The sequence below is a fragment of the Fructilactobacillus florum DSM 22689 = JCM 16035 genome (genome assembly GCF_001436645.1).
Classification (GTDB): domain Bacteria; phylum Bacillota; class Bacilli; order Lactobacillales; family Lactobacillaceae; genus Fructilactobacillus; species Fructilactobacillus florum.
Genome location: NZ_AYZI01000001.1, coordinates 29,124 through 51,263, shown reverse-complemented (window position 1 = coordinate 51,263; position 22,140 = coordinate 29,124). Strand labels below are relative to the sequence as shown.

Here is a 22,140-nt window from a genome sequence, read left to right as displayed (position 1 = left end):
GAAAGGAAGAATTGATTTGAAATACAGTGAGATCATGGTTCGCTACGGTGAATTATCGACGAAGGGAAAAAATCGGCGTGACTTTATTCGGCAGCTGGGTAAAAATACACACCTAGTTTTGCGAAGCTTCCCTACTCTAGAAATCCAACCACGGCGTGACCGTATGCACATTATTTTGCATGATGAACCGGTTAAACCAGTTATGCAAGCCGTAAGCAAAATTTTTGGAATTGAAACATTTTCACCAGTGGTAAAGCTAACTGCGAATGCTTCTTTAGCGCAAATTCAACAAACGGCATTGGAGTTGGTGCAAGCAGAATTTAAACCTGGGAAAACATTTAAGGTTGCTACGATTCGGCAAAATAAAAAATACCCACTAAATACCTATGGGGTCGACGATGGGGTCGGCGGCTACCTAACCGATCAGATTTCCGGATTAAAGGTTGATTTGCACGATCCAGATATTACTGTACGAATCGAAATTCGTTTAAATGGAGTTTACTTATCTTGTCAAACCATTGCTGGAGCGCTAGGATTGCCAGTTGGAACTGGTGGGCGGGGCACCATGATGATGTCTGGTGGCATCGACTCTCCCGTTGCGGCATATATGGCCATGAAGCGGGGCGTTAAGATTGATATGATTCATTTCTATAGCCCGCCGTATACCAGTCCCCAAGCACTAGCTAAAGCTAAAGATTTAACAGTCAAACTAGCCGAATTTGGTGGGACCATTGATTTTATTCAAGTACCATTTACGAAAATTCAAGAAGAGGTTAAAAAAGCAGTTCCAGCCGGGTATCTGATGACCATTCAAAGACGGTTAATGTTAAAGCTAGCAGCAGCTATTACAATTGATCGCCATTGTAATGCAGTTTTTACTGGTGAGTCACTAGGACAAGTTGCTTCTCAAACGATTGAGAGCATGCGGGTAATTAATGAGGTTACTAATCTACCAGTGTTGCGACCATTGCTGTCGTTAGATAAAACAGAAATCATAAAAATTGCTCGAACAATCGATACGTATGATTTATCCATTCTTCCATTTGAAGACTGTTGTACAATTTTCACGCCACCAGCCCCCAAAACCAAGCCAGATTTAACTAAGACTTTGGAATATGAGCAACGGTTAGATCTTGATGGACTGCTTTCTGAGGCGTTAGCTGGGATTGAAATCAAAAAAATCAACGTGGGTGATGACTATTTGAATGGTGAACAGGATGTTTTTGCAGAACTCTTATAGTAGTTGACACTGAACGTTAATTTGCGTATATTTAGAACAGATTAATGGCTTTGATCAAGAGGGTTGACTGGTTGATTTTTAGCGAAAGGGTGATGGTGAGAGACCCTGATTTCAGTCTGAAACTGGTTACTTGGGAGCTGTCAAACAATCGTTTTGCTTTGACCGGGTTTCGACCGTTATTCGAACTAGAGTTGGGATTAGCTGATAATCCAATTTAGGTGGTACCGCGAGCATTCGTCCTATTCTTAGGAAGAATGCTTTTTATTTTTTACGAGGTGAATGAAATGACAAAACCAGATGAGATGGCAACTAAGTTTGATCCCCAAACAGTTGAAGCGGGGATGTATCAGCATTGGCTTGATGAAGACGTTTTTAAACCAAGTGGTAATCCAGCAGCCAAACCATATTCAATTGTGTTGCCACCCCCTAATGTAACCGGCAAACTGCACTTAGGTCACGCTTGGGATACGACTTTGCAGGACATGTTGATTCGGCAAAAACGGATGGAAGGTTATGACACCCTCTGGATTCCAGGAATGGATCATGCTGGAATTGCCACCCAAGCAAAGGTGGAAGCAATGTTACATGAGCAGGGGATCTCTCGGTATGATCTCGGGCGGACTGACTTCATTAAACAAGTTTGGGCATGGAAGGATAAATTTGCACAAACGATTCATGAGCAGTGGGCTAAATTAGGATTATCGCTGGACTACCAACGAGAGACCTTTACCTTGGATGAGCAAGTTTCCGCAGCAGTTCGCAAAGTTTTTGTTACGTTATACAATCAGGGGCTGATTTATCGCGCCAAATATATTATTAATTGGGATCCACAGGCTCAAACCGCGTTATCAGATATTGAAGTGTTACATCAAGATGACCAAGGGGCCTTTTACCATGTGAAATATCCATTTACAGATGGAACTACTTTTAACGGCAAACCCTACATTGAGATTGCTACCACGCGACCAGAGACAATGTTTGGTGATACTGCTGTTGCAGTTAATCCAAGTGACTCCCGGTATCAAGAGTTGGTGGGCAAGGAAGTAATGGTGCCACTAGTCAATCGGAAGATTCCGATTATTGCAGATCACTATGTTGATCCTGAATTTGGTACAGGAATGGTTAAAATTACGCCAGCCCATGATCCAAATGACTTTAAAGTTGGAAAACGTCATCAACTCGCAGAAATTAACACCATGAATCCAGATGCAACTTTGAATGAAGCTGCTGGAAAATATGAAGGGATGGAACGGTTTGCTGCCCGAAAAGCGATTGTTGCTGACTTGCAAGCTGCTCATGTGCTATTATCCGTTGATCCGTTGGTTCATTCGGTGGGGCATTCTGAACGAACGGGAGTTCAAGTTGAAGCACGACTTTCAACGCAATGGTTCGTTAAAATGAAGCCGTTAGCGGAGGCAGCACTTGCTAATCAAAAGACGGATGATGCAGTAAACTTTGTTCCAGAGCGTTTTGAAAACGTTTTTAATCAATGGATGGAAAACGTGCATGATTGGGTTATTTCCAGACAACTCTGGTGGGGACATCGGATCCCGGCTTGGTATCATAAGAAAACGCACGAAATTTATGTGGGGGAACAGGCCCCCGATGATCCAGAAAATTGGGAGCAAGATCCCGATGTTTTAGATACGTGGTTTTCATCAGCACTCTGGCCGTTTACGACCCTAGGCTGGCCTGATAGCAGTTCTGATTTTGAACGGTATTTCCCCACAGAAACGATGGTTACCGGTTATGACATCGTGTTCTTCTGGGTTTCTCGGATGATTTTTCAAAGTCTTCATTTTACAGGAAAGCGACCATTTAAGAATGTGTTACTGCATGGGTTGATTCGTGATGAACAGGGACGCAAAATGAGTAAGTCCCTTGGTAATGGGATCGATCCGATGGATGTAATTGAAAAGTACGGAGCGGACGCCTTGCGTTGGTCGTTGTCGACAGGAACTACGCCTGGTCAAGACGAGCGGTTTAGTTACGATAAGATGGATGCTTCGTGGAAATTTGTCAATAAAATCTGGAATGCCAGTCGTTATGTGATTATGAATCTCGGAGATTTGCAACAACCACAGCTCCCAGCTGCATCAGATTGGAATCTTGCGGATCGTTGGATTTTAGCACGACTTAACCGAGTAATTGGATTAGTTATAACCAATTACGATAAATTTAATTTTGGTGAGGCGAACCGAGCTCTTTACGATTTCATTTGGAATGATTTTTGTGATTGGTATATCGAGATGAGCAAGGAAACGTTGACTGGTGACGATGAACAAGCTAAGCAAAATACTAGAAATCTGCTGGCTTATATTTTGGATCAAACGTTGCGTTTGTTACATCCAGTGATGCCTTTTGTCACAGAAAAAATCTGGTTAAGTATGCCCCACACCGGTCGTTCATTGGTGGTAGCTGCTTATCCAGATCAGCAGCAACGATTTGTTAATCAAACAGCTGAGGATGATATGGAACACTTGATTGAGGTCATTAAAGCGATTAGAAACATTCGTGCTGAGGCCAATGCCCCACTGAAGCGTCCCGTTGACATTTTGATTAAAACTGATAATGCTAAGTTACGTGAGGTTTTACAAACAAATCGTGAGTATTTGGATCGCTTCGGTCACCCTCAAAAGTTAGTCATTGCAGATCAGGTAACGGTGCCAGACTTAGCAATGACTGCCGTGGTTACTGATGCAGAAATTAGTATTCCGCTAGCTGAACTGGTAGATTTAAAGGAAGAAGCTACGCGGATGCAAAAGGAAGTTGCTGAATTTACAGCCGAAGTGCAGCGCTCCAAACGAAAATTGGGCAATCAGCATTTTGTCGAGAATGCGCCGGCAGATCTTGTGGCGGAGGAACGTCAAAAACAGACCATCAATCAAAATAAATTGGTGGCTGCTGAGCAACGGTTAGCTAAGATTAAGGCTGCCATTGCGAACTAGTCGACAGACCATTACAATAAGCCTAGCAGAAAGTTGCTAGGCTTATTTTTAGTATCAGGAGGATTTGCTCATGATTAATGATTACCAAGCAGCGCTTGCTTATATTCATGGGCGTCCGCGATTACAAAAAGACAGCAGTCAGCGGCGGATTGAACACTTGCTAGCGCAACTGGGACATCCAGAACATAATGTTCGGACTGTCCACGTCGTGGGTACTAATGGGAAAGGTTCAGCGACGGCCTATTTATCCCGCTTACTGGCAGCAGTTTCGTTGCGGGTGGGTATGTATACCTCTCCTTTTTTACATCGATTTAACGAACGAATTGTTTTAAATGGGCAACCGATTCGTGATGACCAACTGGTAACACTGGTGCAAAAAATCAAGCCAATGATTGACGAAACCGAACAGACTGAGCAAACCTTGATACCCACTGAGTTTGAAGTGATTACGGCGCTGATGTATGAATATTTTGCTGAGCAGCGGGTTGATGTAGCCGTGGTTGAAGCTGGGATTGGTGGTCGTTCGGATTCGACAAATGTCGCTGATCAAGCAATCTTGACGATGATTACAACGATTGGAAAAGATCATATGAACTTACTTGGCCAGCACCTGGAGACGATTGCTGCCAACAAGGCTGGGATGATTCGTCCCAACGTTCCAACGGTTTGTGGTCAGCTTCCCCAAGCAGCGCTTGCGCCGATTATTAAGCAAGCGACAAGTTGTCGGAGTCGGTTGTTTTTTGCGCAACGTGATTTTTTGGTTCAGCCCCTAGGGTTACATCAGTTTCGATTTCAGAACCGCTCCGTCTGTTTAAGCGAGCTTGACACTAAGATGTTAGGCGATTTTGAAATGGAAGATACAGGGATGGCTATCCAGGCTTTTTGGGTATTGAATGAACAATATCAATGGTTAGAGCGAGCACAGGCTGCTGCTTTGATTTATCAAGAAGTTCCAAAAGTGCGCTGGGGTGGAAGGCTTGAATTGGTACAAACTGATCCGCCAGTCCTGATTGACGGTGCTCATAATGTGCCGGCAATCAAGCGGGTTATTCAAGCTGTACAGCAATTTAATTACCAAAGCTATGAAGTAGTTTTTTCGGCATATGCTGACAAAGAAGCTAGTAAAATGTTGGAAGTGGTTCAAAAATTGCCAGCGGTTCATATTACCGTTACTAATTTGACGGATACCGAGCGGGCCACGGCTCCACTTAAATCTCAGCATGGGATAACGTATCAGGCCAACTGGCAGGCAGCCCTTAAATTAGCCCTGGTTAATGCTGATCATCGTCGTGATTGCGTGGTCTTAGTAACCGGCTCACTGCATTTTATTTCTCAAGTACGAACCTGGTTTTTGGGGTAAAGACCGCTGATCTGGCGACTGAAAAACAACCTAGCGTGATAAACATAATCAATAGCAATATGGTATACTGAAATTAATCATATGAAATTTAATAATTAAAGATAAAGGGATGAAAGCTTTGTTTGGATTAGGGACTAAAAATATCGGGATTGACTTGGGGACTGCCAATACACTGGTATATGTGGACGGCAAGGGAATCGTCTTGCGGGAGCCATCGGTTGTTGCTCGGAACAATCACAGTGATGAGATCGTTGCAGTTGGTGATGAAGCAGAAGCAATGATTGGCAGAGCACCTGCCAGCATTGACGTAATTCGACCTATGCGTGACGGAGTAATCGCCGATTACGATACTACCGTGGCCATGTTGAAGTACTACATTGAAAAAGCACTCGGGGGACGTGGAAGCAAGCCATATGTAATGGTTTGTGTTCCCAGTGGGATCACAACGGTGGAAAAACGGGCGGTAATTGATGCCACCCGAGTAGCTGGGGCTCGTGATGCTTATGTGATTGAAGAACCGTTTGCCGCTGCGATCGGTGCCGGACTGCCCGTCATGGATCCGACCGGAAGCATGGTTGTTGATATTGGCGGAGGGACGACCGATGTAGCTACCATCTCGTTAGGTGGCATTGTTTCTTCTCGCTCGGTGCGAATGGCCGGAGATAAATTAGATGATTCGATTGTTTCTTACATTCGTAAAAATTACAATCTATTAATCGGAACGCCAACGGCTGAAAAATTAAAAGTTAAGATCGGTTCAGCTTCAATGGACGCCGCTAAAAAGCTGGGTAATGAAACTGTGCGAGGTCGTGATCTATTGACCGGCTTACCACGAGCAGCAGAGGTCTCTGCTGAAGCAGTTGCTGCTGCAATTCATGACGATCTACAAGAAATTATTACGACAATTAAAGAAACTTTGGAATCTACCTCTCCAGAAATTTCAGCTGATGTGGTTGATCATGGAATCGTTCTGACTGGCGGCGGTGCGTTGATCCAAAATCTAGCTGATATTATTTCAGATGAGACGCAAGTGCCGGTGACGGTAGCGCAAGACCCGTTAGACTGTGTTGCTAAAGGAACTGGTGAATCGCTCAAGAGCATTGAAGTAATGCAGAAAAAATAGTTTTAAATAGGCGGGGGATCCCCGCTTATTTGTTTTATTATCGATTGTCAGGGGATGCTTATGCGTAAGTTTTTTTCGAGCCGGAACCTAGTTATTTTAGTAATTTGCTTGGTGTTGAGTATTGGATTAATTAGTGCGACGGCCGCAATGCGCTCTAGACGGGCGCGACCAACGTTGATTCAGCGAGTTAGCAATGACGTTGCTGGGTTTGGTAATACCGTGTTGAGTGTGCCTGCTAATGGAGTGGGAGGCTTCTTTTCCTCCGTTAGAGATTTATTGAATACCTATCAGGAAAATAATTATTTAAAATCACGGGTGCATCGACTAAATTCTACAGAAGTTCAGAATCAAGCTTTAAAAAGTGAAAATCAACAGTTAAAAAAGCAATTAAAATTAAATGCCACACTAACCGATTACAATAAAATTAACGCAACAGTGCTTAATCGGACTCCTTCAAATTGGCAACAGCAGTTAATCATTAATAAGGGTTCACTAGCTGGAGTGAAGAAAAACATGTCAGTAGTAGTTGATCAAGGGTTAGTTGGTCGGATTAGTGAAGTAAATGCTACAAACAGTAAAGTTGAATTAATTACCGATAGTGGTGATGACGCAAGTCGGTTTGCTGTTCAGGTAGCTGGCGAAAAGCAGACCATTAACGGGCTGATTTCCGGTTACAACAATGCGAACAGCGAGTTGGAAATGGGGAATCTGACCGCTAACGACAAGATTAAAAAAGGAACCCCGGTTATGACGAGTGGCTTGGGAGGAATTACTCCAAAGGGACTCTACGTTGGAAAAGTTACCAGTGTTTCTGGAACAGCTGGCGGGACTGCTTCCCAGATTAATATTAAACCAGCCGCTGACACGAAAACCATTACCGCTGTTACCGTGATTGAAAAGAAATAAGAGGGATAGTAAATGAAGAAGCAGATTAGGCAACAACTGTTATTTCCAAGCGGTTTGATCCTCGCCTTCTTTTTGGAAGGAATCATTATGAAACTGTTTTCGTCCAGTTTAGCGGGAACGTTCCCAATGGTTCCCTACTTAACGTTACTGTGGTTGATTGACGGAACTTTGTTTTGGGGTAGTCAACACGCTCGCATGTTATACTGGGCGGCTTTTTTGATGGGAGCTTGGTATGATTCCTACTTTATTGGGGTTATCGGAATTTACATGTTTATTTTCCCTTTGGTAGTTTATGTAACACGGTTGTTGTTGGTCTATGTTGATGAAAATTTGATTGGTGCTACGATGATTTATCTAATCGATATCATCATTGTGTTACTATTGGGATATGCAGGTGGTCGCATTGGTCATCTAGTTTATTTTTCTGGGATTCATTTTATGGCTTTTGCCTTTGGGCCGACGCTCGGCTTAAATCTGATCCTCTTTTTAGTGCTGTATTATCCAATCAAAAGATTGTTTGAATTCATTAATAATAGGAGTTAGAACCAATGAAAAGTGTTGTATTGAAGGGAACACAAACGGGTTTTCAGGTGACGATTAACGATGAGGCCGATTTTAAGGTGGCCAAAGCAGAGCTGGATGAACTCCTACAACAATTGTCACAAGCAAACGATTTTAAGCCGGGGCAACAAGTAGTTTTTGATATTCTAACTGGTAATCGGGCGCTTTCAGCTGACCAAAAGCAGGCTCTACGCGACTTAGTACAACAGCATGGTGATTTTATAATCAATCAGTTTACTGCTAACGTAATGTTAAACGATGAGGCCTACCATCTTCGTGATGAAAATCGGGTAACAATCATTGATCAAACCATCCGAAATGGCCAAGATTTGCGAATTAAGGGCGATGTCTTATTTTTGGGTCACATTCATCAAGGTGGTAAGCTGATTACTAACGGTAATCTCTTTAATATGGGAAAAGTTGAGGGGATTGTGCAGGCCGGTTTTCCGGTTGATGAAAGCAAGCTGTTGATTGGTCGGTTCCAAGATGCCCAACAGGTGCGAATTGGCGAGCAAATTGAAATCTTGGCTGATGAGGCAACCGCTGTGGCGACAGATGAGCAAACGGTTATTTATGTTAGTGATTTGCACAATATTGCTTATAGCAATTTAAATCATATTAAAGAAATTAGTCCCAAATTCTTTAGTCGCATTGGAGGAATTTAATAATGGGTGAAGCAATTGTAATTACTTCCGGTAAGGGCGGGGTTGGTAAAACCACAACTTCAGCAAACGTTGGTACAGCGCTGGCATTGATGGGTAAAAAAGTCTGTTTGATGGATTTGGATATTGGACTACGTAACCTAGACGTCGTATTAGGGCTAGATAACCGGATTATGTATGATATTGTGGATGTTGCCAACGAACAAGTGCCTTTATTTAAAGCACTAGTTAAAGATAAACGCTTTGATGACAATCTCTATTTATTACCGGCAGCGCAAAATACTGATAAAACAGCCTTATCCGAAGAACAGGTCAAAGAAATTGTGGCAGAATTGAAGCCAAAATTTGACTTTGTGTTAATTGATTGTCCAGCTGGAATTGAACAAGGATTCTTGAACTCGGTAGCGGGAGCAGATAGTGCGATTATCGTGACCACCCCCGAGATTTCAGCTGTTCGTGATGCGGATCGAATCGTTGGTCTGTTAGAAAAGCATCCCCTTCAAGAAGCGCCCAAGTTAATTATTAACCGGATTCGTCCAAATATGATGACGAGCGGAGATGTAATGGATATTGATGAAATTACTCATCATTTGGGCGTCGAACTGCTGGGGATTGTGATTGATGATGATAGCGTAATTGCAACTTCCAACCATGGAGAACCAATTGTGTTGGATCCCAATAACCAAGCTTCTCAGGGTTATCGAAATATTGCTCGTCGGCTGGTTGGTGAGACGGTTCCGTTAATGCAAATTAAGGAAAGTCATGCTGGCCTGTGGACGCGGATCAAACAGATTTTTAAATAATAATTGTTACTTTGATTCCTTTGGATTTTTCCGAGGAATTTTTTAATGGAGGTTTTTATGGAATCCCCGCAAACCTTGACTACGCATCTTGCCTTTAAAAATATCCCAAAATTTAAAAATATAACCATCATGGTTGATTTGGTTGCCCCGCTGGCAGTTGGAGAATTAGCGCCCCGGGCTGTTTTGGCCGAAATGCTGGATAATTATACGGCTATTTATGATTCAAAGCTTAAGGTAGCTCGGCATTTGGCGGAGTTATTTGGAGCGCAGTTCGGCGTGTCCGTTTTAAAAATGGGAGCACTGGCAGTAATTCGATGTTATTTTGTGGTGGCAAATGACGCTTATTTACCACAAAAAATTGATAGCTTAAACCAAGCAATCGCTTTTTTACAAACTGATATTACGGAGCCGCTTTTAGACCACAGTACTTTTCCCGCCCCTTTGATTCGCCTACACCGTCAAAACTTAGCTGCTGAAGTAGCGACCCTGACTGATCAAAAACGTTTGTATGCGAAATATCGTTTGTTACAGCTCTACTATGGAGCTACTACGGGGCAAGCGCACTTAATTACGGGAACTCCGGCTGAACTAGCCGCTCAGACGAGTATAACGGTCATGACAGCCTATCAACAAATGCGCCAACGGGATGCCAGTTATGTTTCAATTGTCGGACCACTGACTATTTCGCAACAACGCCAGTTACGGCAGCAATTTGCTTTTTTGGATCATGCCCAACCAGTTATGCATCCCTACGCAGCTCGAACAATTACAAAGGTGGTAGAACAAACGGAAACTGCCAAACAAGAGCAGTCACAGTTGGATTTAGCGTTTGCATTCCCAGTTCAAGTCGGAGATTTCGACTATCGAGCAGCGTTGGTTGCTAGCATGTTACTCGGGGGCTCGTCTTCAGCACTTTTGTTTCGAGAGGTTCGTGAGCGAGCCAGTCGGGCTTATTATATCAATAGTCAATTTCAGGTTTTACAGCAAGTTTTGTTAGTTGAAAGCGGAATTGATGCTGAGCATGTCGCTGAAGTCCGCCAATTAATCGAAGAACAGGTCGAGCGACTTAAAACGGGGAACTATCCCGAAGAATTATTACAGCAGGCGCAACAAAATTTGTTGGCAGAACGACAGAGTGGTGATGATAGTAAACGAGTGTTGGCGAATCGCCTATTTTTACAGAGTTTATTAGCAACGAAGCAAACTACTTCTGATTTTGAAAGCGAAATCAAACAGGTTGATAAGGCTGCAATTGCGGCTGTTGCCCAAAAAGTAACCTTGCAGACCGTCTATTTCTTAAGGGGTGAGGGACATGGTTAGCCATTTTTATCCAGAATTTAACACCACGGTGGTTAGAAAAACTCTGACTAATGGGCTGACGGTAATTTTAAATAATAAGCCGGGCTTTGCTACGACTTATGCCATGGTCACGGCCAATTTTGGAGCTGCTGATCGCTGGATTAATAGCGATGATGGACTGAAACGGGTGCCAGCCGGACTAGCTCATTTCATTGAACATAAATTATTCGACAAACAGCAGTACGATGTGGGAAACCGTTTTGCAGAATCAGGGGCTGACAATAATGCCTTTACTAGTTTTTCGCAAACGAGCTATTTGTTTTCTGCTACGTCAGCCATTAACGAAAACCTGGCCATTTTGGCTGATCTGACCTTGAATCCTTATTTTGATGAAGGCAAGGTTGCTAAGGAACAAGGAATTATTACCCAAGAAATTTTAATGTATCAGGATGATCCTAATTCACGGCTATACTTTGAAACGATTGCCGGACTTTATCCAGAGACGGCTTTAAGTGATGATATTGCTGGAACTTCCGCTTCAATCCAAAAATTAACGCCCGCGTTGTTATATCAGACGTATGCGCAGTACTATCAACCGCGCAATCTGCAGTTAACCATTGTGGGTGATTTTGCTGAAAATAAGCTAGAATTAGCGCCTTTTGCCGTGCACAGAGCTGAAAATCCAGTGATTGACCAACACCAAAACCAGCAGTTACGGCAAGCTAGACGAGCGGAATTTGCTAGCGGAACAACGTTGGCCAAACAGAAATTCACCATGAAACTTCAGCGGCAAAAGGTGGCCCTTGGATTTCGTGGGCGTCAGCCCAAGCTTGCTAAACCTGAACTAGTTCGCCAAGATTTAAAGCTCAATTTCTTTTTAGATGCCGTTTTTTCTGAGGATAGTGCGATTTATCAGCAGCTTTATCAAACTGGGGTAATCGATGATACCTTCGATTATCAATTTGTAATCGAACCAGACTATCAATTTGTATGGTTAGCTGCAGATACTAATCAACCCCAGGTGGTAGTTAAAGAGTTAACCAAAGTATTGCAGCGAGCACTCCAGCATCCAGAGCTATTGACAAAAGAATTTGCGTTATTAAAACGAGAAGCTTTTGGAGAGCAGCTAACGCAGATGGATTCTGTGGCGGCGCTTGCTAACCAATTAGGAAGTTTTACTGATGGATATTTAAACATCTATGACGAAACCCGCTTGATTGGTGAACTTTCTTTTGCCGAAATGATTACAAGTGCTCAAGAATTTTTTGCAAATGCGCAAACTTCACAAACAATTATTGCTTAGATTATTTTTTTGCCTCTGATTGATATGTTATACTGATAATAAATAAGAGGCGGAGGTTTTTGGATGGCTGAAGATAAGCAACAAGCACAAGTCAGTGTTGGAGCTGAATTAAAAGCAGCTCGTACTAAAGCAAACCTATCAATTGACGATGTACAAAAACAAACGAAAATTCAAAAGAAATATCTAGTTGCAATGGAAAACGACGATTTAGAGGCCTTACCTGGGAAGTTTTATGTCCGGGCGTTTGTACGCCAATTTGCCAATGCAGTTGGACTTTCTGGTGATGAGTTAGTTAATCGTTATCAATCAACCGAACAAGCTCCGGTTCGAGTTGATGAACGAGTGACCCCGCCACGACCTGAAACAGAGCAACACGGAGGTAGTTCAACTGCGTCAAGGGTTAAGCCGGCTGCGTTAAAAGATCAAAAAAATCAACAGCAGCGTCGCCATTACCTACCCCTAGTTGGGGTAGTAATCATCATCATACTTGTCGTTGGAATTGTGTGGGTGGCAGTTGGGCAAACTCGACAAGAAAATAGTAATTCGATTCCTTCAAATTCAAAGGTGAAGGTTACAAACGATAACCAAAAAAAGAAACAGCGACCCCAGAAGGTTGCGAAGGCAACTAATGCCGATACAAAAGTTACTTTAGTACCAAATAGCACGAGTGATTTTAATGTGCAAGTTAATAATAAGTCATCCGAGTTAGAATTAGCGGCTTCGCAACCAACGACCGCCACGGTGATGGTTGATGGAAAACAAGCTTTTCAGGGGAATTTAGCACCAAATGCTGGACATAATGTTGAGTTACCAATCAAAACGAAGACGGTAAACATCTCCATGGATAACGCCCCAGTTTCATCGATTAAATTAAATGATCAGCAGATTGTTTTGCCAAGCCCTGCAGCGGGAACTGATGCTACAAAACGAGTAATGAATCTTAATTTTAATAAATAATTAATTGAATAACAATCTGATGGAATCGGATTGTTATTTTTTCTGAAGTGGAGGAAGCCCAAATGAATTTACCGAATAAATTAACCGTTTTTCGGATGGTTTTAATTCCGGTCTTTTTGCTTTTAATGTTATTGCAGATGGGAAGTGTAGTAATAGCAGGGACACGGTTACCAATTAATCAAGGATTAGCTGCAATTGTTTTTATTGTGGCAGCACTCACTGACTTTTTAGACGGGCAGATTGCCCGACGTCAACATTTAATCACTAATTTCGGCAAGTTTGCTGACCCACTGGCTGATAAGCTGTTGGTTTTAACGGCACTAATTATGTTGATTGGTCCGACGACTAATCGTGTACCTGCTTGGATTGCCGCTGTGATTGTTTGTCGCGAGCTGGCCGTTACCGGATTACGCTTAATTATTGTTGAAAATAACGGTCAAGTGGTGGCAGCAGCTTGGCCAGGAAAGATAAAAACTTTTTTTGAAATGATTGCGGTCGTTATCTTACTGTTAAACAATGTGATCTTTAATAATATTGGAGTTCCGGCGGGGACGATTTGCTTATACATTGCTTTAATTGCGGCAATCTACTCTGGGATTGATTACTTTGTTAAAAACCGATCGGTGTTTGCTGATTCATTTTAGCGAGAAGGGTTAGCAATGAAAGCAGAAATGATTAGTGTAGGAACAGAACTACTATTAGGGCAGATTATCGATACCAATAGTCAATTTTTAGCGCGGCTTTGTGCCGAACTTGGAATTGATTTGTATTTTGAAACCACCGTAGGTGATAATCCTACTCGGCTACAGCAAGTGATTAATCAGGCTTCCCAGCGCAGTGACTTGGTAATTTTAATTGGAGGACTGGGTCCAACTGCTGATGATTTGACGAAACAAGTGATGGCAACTGAGCTAAATTGTCAGTTGGTAACTGATCAGGTAGCTCAGGATAAAATCAATCATTTTTACCAGGAAAGTACTAAAGAAAAACCACATGATGCTGATCGAATGGCGCAGTATTTAGCAGGTTCACAGGTTTTTCCAAATGACCAAGGGTTTGCGGTGGGGATGCTGAAAGAAACCAAGAAAACAGCTTATTTAGTCTTACCCGGGCCGCCAGCTGAGTTACAGCCGATGGTTACTAATTATGCTCAAACGGCATTAGCTCAATTAAACGGTTCCCAGCGTTTAATTAAGTCTAAGGTAATGCGCTTTTTTGGAATTGGCGAACCCGCCCTTGAAGACCGTTTACAGGTTTTAATCCAAGCGCAAACCAACCCCACCTTGGCGGCCTATGCTAAACAAAATGAGGTTACACTACGACTGACGGCAACTGGTAGCGATCCTGATCAAGTTGATGCGATGTTACAAACTCTGTCTCAGCAAGTTTTAGATCTTGCTGGCTCCTACTTCTATGGATTTGGTGATCAAAATTCATTGCCAGCGGTAGTAGTCGCAGGTCTACGGCAGCACCAGTTGACAGTCACGGCAGCAGAATCCTTAACGGGTGGCTTATTTCAAAGTCAACTAACCGGAATTTCACATGCTTCTGATGTTTTTCCAGGTGGGTTTGTGACATATGCACCACGGGCTAAGGAAGCTTTAGTTGGGGTTGCTTCAGACATCATTGCTAAAAACGGCGTGGTATCTGAACCAACTGCCATTGCCATGGCATTGGGAGCCCAACGGGTGTTACAGACTGATTTAGCACTTAGCTTTACAGGCGTAGCGGGTCCAGCAGCGCTTGAGGGGCATCCAGCCGGCTTTTTTTGGGTTGGATTAGCACTGCCAACTGGCAAGGTAGTTACAAAAGCAGTTACTTATCCAAAGCCGCGGAACGAAGTTCGTGATTATGCGGTCAAAGTTGGCTTAAAACTAATTTATGACTATTTAAAAGACATTTCTAATAAATAATTTTTTCATCTCCCCAGTTAGTTGACATGCTTGGGTTTTAACCTTAAAATTAAGAGGGTTAGCGGGTTTTAACTAACCATTTTTATGAGTTTAAATCAGTGATACGGAGGGAAAATGATGGTTTTTGCTATTATTACCTGCGCCGCTATCGCTATAATTGTTGGCTTTTTTGTGGGTAAACTAACTCACCAGCGTGCCATTGAAAGACGGCTGGACGCTGCGCATCAAAATGCAAATGATATTTTGCAAAGAGCTGAGCAAGAAGCGCAAAAGAATTTAAATCAAGCACTTGCTGAAGCGCGTGAGCGTGGGAATGCTTATCGGACTAAGATTGAAAAGGGCTTGAAAAAACGGCGCTCTGATATCAAGCGTCAAGAGGATTATTTGTTAAAACGAGAAGAAGCGCTGGATCGAAAGGATCGTTCGTTTGAAAAACGTGATGACAATTTAAATCGTCAAGAAGATAAGTTGAACCATGAGAAACAGTTACTAGACAAAAAGCAACAAGATGCAGAGGCACTTATTGAGAAAAGGCAAACCGAGGTTAACCGAGTGGCAGCGCTGACACAAGCAGAAGCGCGTGATTTGGTCATTTCAGAAACGAAGCAACAACTTGCTGATGTGCGAGCGCAGATGATTAAACAAAATTATGAGTCTGCTAAACAAACAGCTGCCGATGATGCTAAGAACTTGATTGTGGAAGCGCTACAACAGAGTTCGGCAGACATTGTTTCTGAAACCACGGTGTCGACTGTCTCTTTACCAAATGATGATATGAAAGGTCGTATCATCGGACGGGAAGGACGGAATATTAGAACCTTTGAAACTCTGACTGGGATTGATTTGATCATTGATGATACCCCTAATACAGTAGTTTTAAGTGGTTTTAATCCGATTAGACGGACGGTTGCCAAAATGGCACTTGAAAAATTGATTAAAGATGGAAGAATTCATCCAGCTCGAATTGAAGAAATGGTCGAAAAAAGCCAGGCAGAACTTGACCAGCAGATTCAAGAAACTGGTGAGAATGTTATTTTCGATTTGGGTATTCATTCTATGAATCCTGATTTAGTCAAATTAGTTGGTCAGTTAAAATACAAGCTTTCATACGGACAAAGTGTTTTATCGCGATCAATTCAGGTTGCTAAGTTGGCAGCGGTTTTTGCAGCAGAATTAGGTGAAGATGTTACCTTAGCAAAGCGTGCGGGGCTGTTGCATGAGATTGGAAAAGCGGTAAATGGAACCGATGAATCCTATGTGGAAGCAGGCATCGAGTTAGCCAAAAAGTATGGTGAAGATCCAGTAGTGATTGATTCCATTCGCTTGGGACAAGATGATGGCGTCCCTCATAGTATGGTTGCCGAATTAGTAGAGGTGGCCGATCGCATTTCAATCGCTCGCCCAGGAGCAAAACGGGATTCCCTGGAAAACTTTGTTCACCGTCTAGAAAAATTAGAGGCGATTAGTAATAGTTTCCCAGAAGTGAAGAAGAGCTATGCAGTTCAAGCTGGTCGCGAAATTCGAGTAATTGCGCAACCAACTAAGATTTCTGATTCACAGGCAATTGTGTTAGCACGAGAGATTAAAGAAAAAATTGAAGCCGATTTAAACCATCCTGGTCACGCAAAAGTAACCGTGATTCGGGAAGTTCGCTCGGTGTCATATGCTAAATAAGGAAAAAGATTAGCTTACTAGTCTTTTTCCTTATTTATTTTATCCATGGTAAAATAAAACCATCAAATCAGAAATGGCGGCAGACGAATGCAGTTTTTATTTTTAGGTGACATTGTTGGCGAACGAGGGATGGAACTAGTTTCTGAATATTTGCCACGCTTGAAGCACGATTTTAAGCCGCAGGTAACCATCGTAAATGGAGAGAATGTAACCAAGACTGGGCGAGGAATTAGTCATAAATTATTCAAACAATTAATGACAGCTGGAGCGGATGTAGTAACTTTGGGAAATCATGCTTGGAATAACGCCGAGATTTTTGATTTTATTGCGGATACTCCCCAGCTAGTTCGACCATTAAATTATCCTGGTGATCAAGTACCCGGCAAGGGCTATTCCATTTTAAACGTAAACGGTGTTCAGGTTGCCGTGGTTAACTTGCAAGGGCGAGTGTTTATGGAACTCACGGATGATCCATTTCGGGCCTTAGATAAATTACTGCAAGAACCGCAGTTGCAAGCAGTTTCCGTGATCTTTGTCGATGTTCATGCCGAAACGACTAGTGAAAAAAAGGCGCTAGCGCTTTACTTTGATGGGCGGGTAACGGCCATGATTGGGACCCATACGCATGTACAAACTACGGATGCCCAGATTTTACCGCGCGGAACTGCCTTTCTAACGGATGCGGGCATGACCGGACCAGCCGAGGGGGTAATTGGGATGACGTATGAATCAGTTATTAACAAATTCCTAACCGCTCGTCCAACTCGGTTCGCCGTGCAACAAGCAGGAAGCGGAGTGGTTTCTGGTTGTTTAGTTAGCGTGGATGCTAAAACGGGCTTAGCAAAACGAATCCGACCACTTTTAATTAGCAAAGAACATCCTTATCAAACATTGTAATGAAGGTGAGTAGATGGCAGCAAAAACAGCAATGATGGCACAATATCAAAAAATCAAGGATCAATATCCGGATGCATTTTTATTTTATCGCATTGGTGATTTTTATGAATTATTCAATGATGATGCAGTTAAAGGGGCCCAGCTCTTGGAGCTCACGCTAACTGCTAGAAATCATAATGCTGAACATCCGATTCCAATGTGTGGGGTTCCACACCAATCGGCCCAAACTTATATTGATGTGTTAGTTGACAAGGGTTATAAGGTCGCTTTGTGTGAGCAATTAGAAGATCCTAAGCAAGCTCAGGGAATGGTAAAGCGGGCAGTGGTGCAAGTAATCACTCCGGGAACTCAGCTTGAACGTAATTCGAAGACCGCTAAAAATAATAACTATCTAACTGGTCTTACCAGTGATGGGCAGCATTTTGGATTGGGGGCTTTAGATCTTTCAACTGGAGAATTACAGGTGTGTCAGCTGACGGCCACTTTTGAGGTGCTCAATGAGGTTGCTAATCTGAACTCCAAGGAGATTGTAGTAGATGAGACCGTTCCCAAGGAGCTTTTAACCCAGCTAAAACAAATGGGAGTGATGATTTCTTATGCAGATAAAGAAGCAGATCCCATCCCAGTTGAGACGTCAACGTTGCAAACTGAGTTGTTACGCCAAGCAGTTCAGGTACTACTGGCGTACGTTGCTGCGACTCAAAAGCGGAGTTTATCGCATATTCAACCAGCTGTGCAATACCAACCATCTGCTTATCTTAAAATTGATCATAATTCCCAAGCTAATCTCGAGTTAATGCATAACATTCGTACCGGTAAGAAGAGCGGTACGTTGCTCGGGGTAGTTGATGATACTAAGACCGCTATGGGAGGGCGCAAGCTGAAACAATGGTTGGAACGACCGTTACTACAACGTAAGCAAATCGAAGTGCGACAAACGCTGGTACAAGAGTTGTTAGATCACTACTATGAACGAAACGAACTTCGAGAAGCACTAGTTTCGGTCTATGATTTAGAGAGGTTAGCTGGTCGCATTTCACTTGGTGGAGTAAACGGGCGTGATTTAATTCAGCTACAGACTTCTCTGACACAAATTCCTAAAATTAAGCATGTTTTAAATGAGTTAGAGCAAGCGCAGTTTCAAAAGATTCTCCAACGGTTAGATGATTGTCACGATGTTCAGACTGCCATTCAGGTTGCCATTGTTGCAGAACCACCGATTTCTGTAACTGATGGAGGATTAATTAAACCCGGCTACTCGGAAAAACTTGATCAGTATCGTGATGCGATGCAGCATGGTCGCCAGTGGTTGGCTGAACTGGAGCAACAGGAGCGGGCGGCAACTGGGATTAACAATTTAAAAATTAAATATAATCGGGTGTTTGGTTATTTCATTGAGATTTCTAAGGTTAATTTGACCAAAGTGCCGACGGATCGCTATGAGCGAGTACAAACATTAACCAATGCAGAACGGTTTACTACGCCAGCATTAAAAGAAAAAGAAAGTTTAATTTTAGAGGCGCAAGAAAAATCACGTACGCTTGAATATGACTTGTTTACTAAATTACGTGATCAAATCAAACTAGAAATTCCGCGTGTTCAAAAATTAGCGGGCGCGGTTAGTGAGCTGGACGTATTACAAAGTTTTGCGACGATTAGTGAGCAACATCAGTTTGCGCGTCCCCAGTTTAACGACCAAGAAACTTTGCAAATTAATAATGGACGTCATCCCGTGGTGGAAGAAGTTTTAGGGGCGCAACAGTATGTTCCAAACGATGTCGTGATGGGACCAGAGACCGCAATTTTATTAATTACCGGCCCAAATATGTCGGGTAAAAGCACGTATATGCGGCAACTGGCTTTGATAGTAATCTTGGCACAGGTGGGTTGCTTTGTACCGGCAGAAACTGCTACTTTACCGATATTTGACCAAGTTTTCACCAGAATTGGGGCCGCCGATGATTTGATTTCTGGCAAAAGTACTTTTATGGTTGAAATGAAAGAAGCCAATCAAGCTATCCAACTGGCTACGCGGCATAGCCTCATTCTTTTTGATGAACTGGGACGTGGGACGTCAACTTATGATGGGGTCGCCTTAGCCCAAGCAATCATTGAATACATTCATAACCATGTGCATGCAAAGACGCTGTTTTCAACGCATTATCACGAGCTCATCGACCTTGCGAACCACCTGCCTCAATTGCAAAACGTGCATGTAGGAGCAGTTGAAAAGGATGATCAGCTTGTGTTTTTGCATAAAATATTACCAGGGCCCGCTGACAAATCTTATGGGATCAACGTGGCGAAGCTTGCTGGCTTGCCATCACCACTTTTACAACGGGCGCAGGTTATCTTGAATCAACTAGAACAGGAGCAACCGGGCGTAGCCCAAGCAGCAAATCAGGCTCCAGCTAGTGATCAACAATTGCCCCTGTTTGAGATTGGTGATCAACAAGTTAACCCAGCTGTGCAGCAAGTGGTGCAGCAACTCAAACAATTGGATTTGATGGCAAAAAGTCCGCTTTTTGTGATGCAGCAGGTTCACGAGTGGCAGCAACAGTTGCAAAAAAAGGATGGTGATTAACCATGGTGACGGCAATTCATGAACTATCGACAAGGTTAGCCGATCAAATCTCAGCTGGAGAAGTGATTGAAAGACCAGCCTCGGTCGTGAAAGAATTGGTAGAAAATTCGATTGATGCGCAGAGTACTAAGATTGATGTGGTAATTGAAGATACTAATCACCAAGTGATCAAAGTGATTGATAATGGAACAGGAATTGTTCCCGAGCAGGTTGAGTTAGCTTTTCGAAGGTACGCAACAAGTAAGATTAGTCAGTCGGAGGATTTAACCAGAATCCATTCATTGGGATTTCGTGGCGAGGCGCTTCCAAGTATTGCTTCGATTGCAAAAGTAACGATGCAAACTTCTGACGGGATTCATCCCGGAGTTCAGTTGCAGGTGATGGGTGGTCAGTTGGGAACAAAACAGCCAGCTGCCAGTCGACGAGGAACCACGGTGGTAGTTTCTGATTTGTTTTATAATACGCCACATCGGCGTCGTTATTTAAAATCAGCCAATACGGAACTTGCCAAAATCACTGAAACTATTAATCAGCTAGCACTCGGGCATCCGCAAATTGCCATTTCGCTTCGGCATAATCAAAAAGAAGTATTACAAACCGCTGGTCGAGGTAATTTACAACAAGTTATTGGTGGCATTTATAATAATCAGATCTTAAAGCAGCTGCTTGCCGTAGATCGGTCTACGGATGATTTCATCGTTCATGGTTATATTGGCAAACCGGAATTAACGAGAGCTAGTCGAAATTATATCTCTTTGATTATTAATGGTCGTTATGTGCGCAATGCTGATTTGAGTAAAGCTGTGATTGCTGGATATGGCTCTAAGTTGATGGTGGGACGTTTTCCCATGGTGATTTTGGAACTGACAATTGACCCAAGTCGTTTAGATGTAAATGTCCAGCCAACCAAGCAGGCGGTTCGATTGCTTGACCATCAGGAGTTGGGCTTATTTTTAACCGAGACGATTAGTCAGCGATTACAAAAACAAAATCTAATTCCCCAAGCTTTGGATAATAAGGTAGTAAGGACAACGGTCTCTGCGCATAATCAAATGGAAGTCGCTTTAAACCTTACCGAAGCGACACCACCAATCGCTCAGCTACCAGCTACTCCTCAACCAGACCAGCCAGTAAAATCGACACAGAGAAGCGTTGTGGGCGCTCCGATCTTGGTAAAAACCAGTGATGATTTGCAACAACCGGCAGTGCGGGCTTTTCAACAGCGCTACGCTCAAGAACCAGCTGGGGCACCATTTGAAAATCAGCCCACGGCGCTAAAAACCTTTCCCAGTCTGCGTTACTTGGCACAGGTTCATGGAACTTACTTGGTGGCAGAAGGGGACGAAGGCTTGTATTTAATTGATCAGCACGCGGCGCAGGAACGGATTAATTACGAGCGACTCCGCGTTGCAGTGGGCAAAGTGGAAAATTCTGAGCAACCCTTGTTAGTACCCCTAATTTTTGATTATTCTGCAGCTGAAGCGCTTACGATCCAGCAAAATTTAGCGACTTTGGCTAGCATTGGACTGCAGTTAGAGCCCTTTGGTTCTAATAGTTTTGTAGTTCATCAGCATCCAACCTGGATTAAAGCTGGTCAGGAAGAAAGTACGATCCGCGAATTAATTGATTGGGTCTTGGTTCACCGTCAGGTTTCTATAGCAGATTTTCGTGAACAAACGGCCATCATGGCAAGTTGTAAACAGGCCATTAAAGCGAATCACCATTTGGATCAAAAACAGGCAGTGGCATTGTTACAAAGATTGGCTCAGTGTGAGAATCCATACAACTGTCCTCATGGTCGCCCCGTGCTAGTACACTTCTCAAACACTGATTTAGAGACAATGTTTAAGCGCATTCAAGATACACACGATAGTAAAGAAAGTGAATTTTAAAGAAACTGAGGAATCAGC

17 protein-coding genes are annotated in these 22,140 nt (G+C 43.0%); all 17 read left to right on the top strand.

The window, feature by feature from the left end; all coding sequences use genetic code 11:
* Positions 1 to 16: 16 nt before the first annotated feature.
* The 17 genes from thiI to mutL all read left to right on the top strand — a co-directional run bounded on the left by thiI (position 17) and on the right by mutL (position 22,122).
* Positions 17 to 1,240 carry a tRNA uracil 4-sulfurtransferase ThiI gene (thiI, locus tag FC87_RS00270; RefSeq protein WP_009166537.1) on the top strand — a complete coding sequence of 408 codons (1,224 nt, stop codon included), beginning with the start codon at positions 17 to 19 and terminating at the stop codon, positions 1,238 to 1,240.
* Positions 1,241 to 1,524: 284 nt separating this feature from the next.
* Positions 1,525 to 4,188: a valine--tRNA ligase gene (locus FC87_RS00265; protein WP_056961279.1), complete on the top strand. Its 2,664-nt coding sequence runs from the start codon at positions 1,525 to 1,527 to the stop codon at positions 4,186 to 4,188.
* 70 nt (positions 4,189 to 4,258) lie between these two features.
* Complete coding sequence (locus FC87_RS00260; protein ID WP_056961278.1) at positions 4,259 to 5,548, top strand: bifunctional folylpolyglutamate synthase/dihydrofolate synthase; 1,290 nt, start codon at positions 4,259 to 4,261, stop codon at positions 5,546 to 5,548.
* 118 nt (positions 5,549 to 5,666) lie between these two features.
* The gene (locus tag FC87_RS00255) at positions 5,667 to 6,671 is read left to right on the top strand and encodes a rod shape-determining protein (RefSeq protein ID WP_035422537.1); all 1,005 of its coding nucleotides are present in this window, start codon (positions 5,667 to 5,669) and stop codon (positions 6,669 to 6,671) included.
* Between the two features lie 60 nt (positions 6,672 to 6,731).
* Complete coding sequence (gene mreC, locus FC87_RS00250) at positions 6,732 to 7,577, top strand: rod shape-determining protein MreC (protein ID WP_009166542.1); 846 nt, start codon at positions 6,732 to 6,734, stop codon at positions 7,575 to 7,577.
* Positions 7,578 to 7,589: 12 nt separating this feature from the next.
* On the top strand, positions 7,590 to 8,120 hold the full coding sequence (gene mreD, locus FC87_RS00245; protein WP_009166543.1) for a rod shape-determining protein MreD: 531 nt from the start codon (positions 7,590 to 7,592) through the stop codon (positions 8,118 to 8,120).
* 5 nt (positions 8,121 to 8,125) lie between these two features.
* Positions 8,126 to 8,803, top strand: coding sequence for a septum site-determining protein MinC (locus FC87_RS00240; RefSeq protein ID WP_009166544.1), 678 nt, complete (start codon positions 8,126 to 8,128; stop codon positions 8,801 to 8,803).
* Between the two features lie 2 nt (positions 8,804 to 8,805).
* Positions 8,806 to 9,603: a septum site-determining protein MinD gene (gene minD / locus FC87_RS00235; protein ID WP_009166545.1), complete on the top strand. Its 798-nt coding sequence runs from the start codon at positions 8,806 to 8,808 to the stop codon at positions 9,601 to 9,603.
* Between the two features lie 57 nt (positions 9,604 to 9,660).
* Positions 9,661 to 10,923, top strand: coding sequence for an EF-P 5-aminopentanol modification-associated protein YfmF (gene yfmF / locus FC87_RS00230; RefSeq protein WP_056961276.1), 1,263 nt, complete (start codon positions 9,661 to 9,663; stop codon positions 10,921 to 10,923).
* The gene (yfmH, locus tag FC87_RS00225; protein ID WP_056961274.1) at positions 10,916 to 12,205 is read left to right on the top strand and encodes an EF-P 5-aminopentanol modification-associated protein YfmH; all 1,290 of its coding nucleotides are present in this window, start codon (positions 10,916 to 10,918) and stop codon (positions 12,203 to 12,205) included. The genes yfmF and yfmH overlap by 8 nt, the downstream gene beginning before the upstream one ends.
* 63 nt (positions 12,206 to 12,268) lie before the next feature.
* Entirely contained in the window at positions 12,269 to 13,162 is an 894-nt protein-coding gene (locus FC87_RS00220) for a helix-turn-helix domain-containing protein (RefSeq protein ID WP_054690010.1), read from the top strand.
* A gap of 62 nt (positions 13,163 to 13,224) precedes the next feature.
* Positions 13,225 to 13,806, top strand: a complete 582-nt coding sequence (gene pgsA, locus FC87_RS00215; RefSeq protein WP_054690012.1) for a CDP-diacylglycerol--glycerol-3-phosphate 3-phosphatidyltransferase — start codon at positions 13,225 to 13,227, stop codon at positions 13,804 to 13,806.
* 15 nt (positions 13,807 to 13,821) lie between these two features.
* Positions 13,822 to 15,075, top strand: coding sequence for a competence/damage-inducible protein A (locus tag FC87_RS00210; RefSeq protein WP_054690015.1), 1,254 nt, complete (start codon positions 13,822 to 13,824; stop codon positions 15,073 to 15,075).
* Positions 15,076 to 15,192: 117 nt separating this feature from the next.
* Positions 15,193 to 16,749: a ribonuclease Y gene (gene rny / locus FC87_RS00205; RefSeq protein WP_035422505.1), complete on the top strand. Its 1,557-nt coding sequence runs from the start codon at positions 15,193 to 15,195 to the stop codon at positions 16,747 to 16,749.
* Positions 16,750 to 16,836: 87 nt separating this feature from the next.
* Positions 16,837 to 17,646, top strand: a complete 810-nt coding sequence (locus tag FC87_RS00200) for a TIGR00282 family metallophosphoesterase (protein ID WP_009166552.1) — start codon at positions 16,837 to 16,839, stop codon at positions 17,644 to 17,646.
* Positions 17,647 to 17,659: 13 nt separating this feature from the next.
* Positions 17,660 to 20,230 carry a DNA mismatch repair protein MutS gene (gene mutS / locus FC87_RS00195; protein WP_056961272.1) on the top strand — a complete coding sequence of 857 codons (2,571 nt, stop codon included), beginning with the start codon at positions 17,660 to 17,662 and terminating at the stop codon, positions 20,228 to 20,230.
* 2 nt (positions 20,231 to 20,232) lie between these two features.
* On the top strand, positions 20,233 to 22,122 hold the full coding sequence (gene mutL / locus FC87_RS00190; RefSeq protein ID WP_009166554.1) for a DNA mismatch repair endonuclease MutL: 1,890 nt from the start codon (positions 20,233 to 20,235) through the stop codon (positions 22,120 to 22,122).
* Positions 22,123 to 22,140 lie beyond the last annotated feature (18 nt).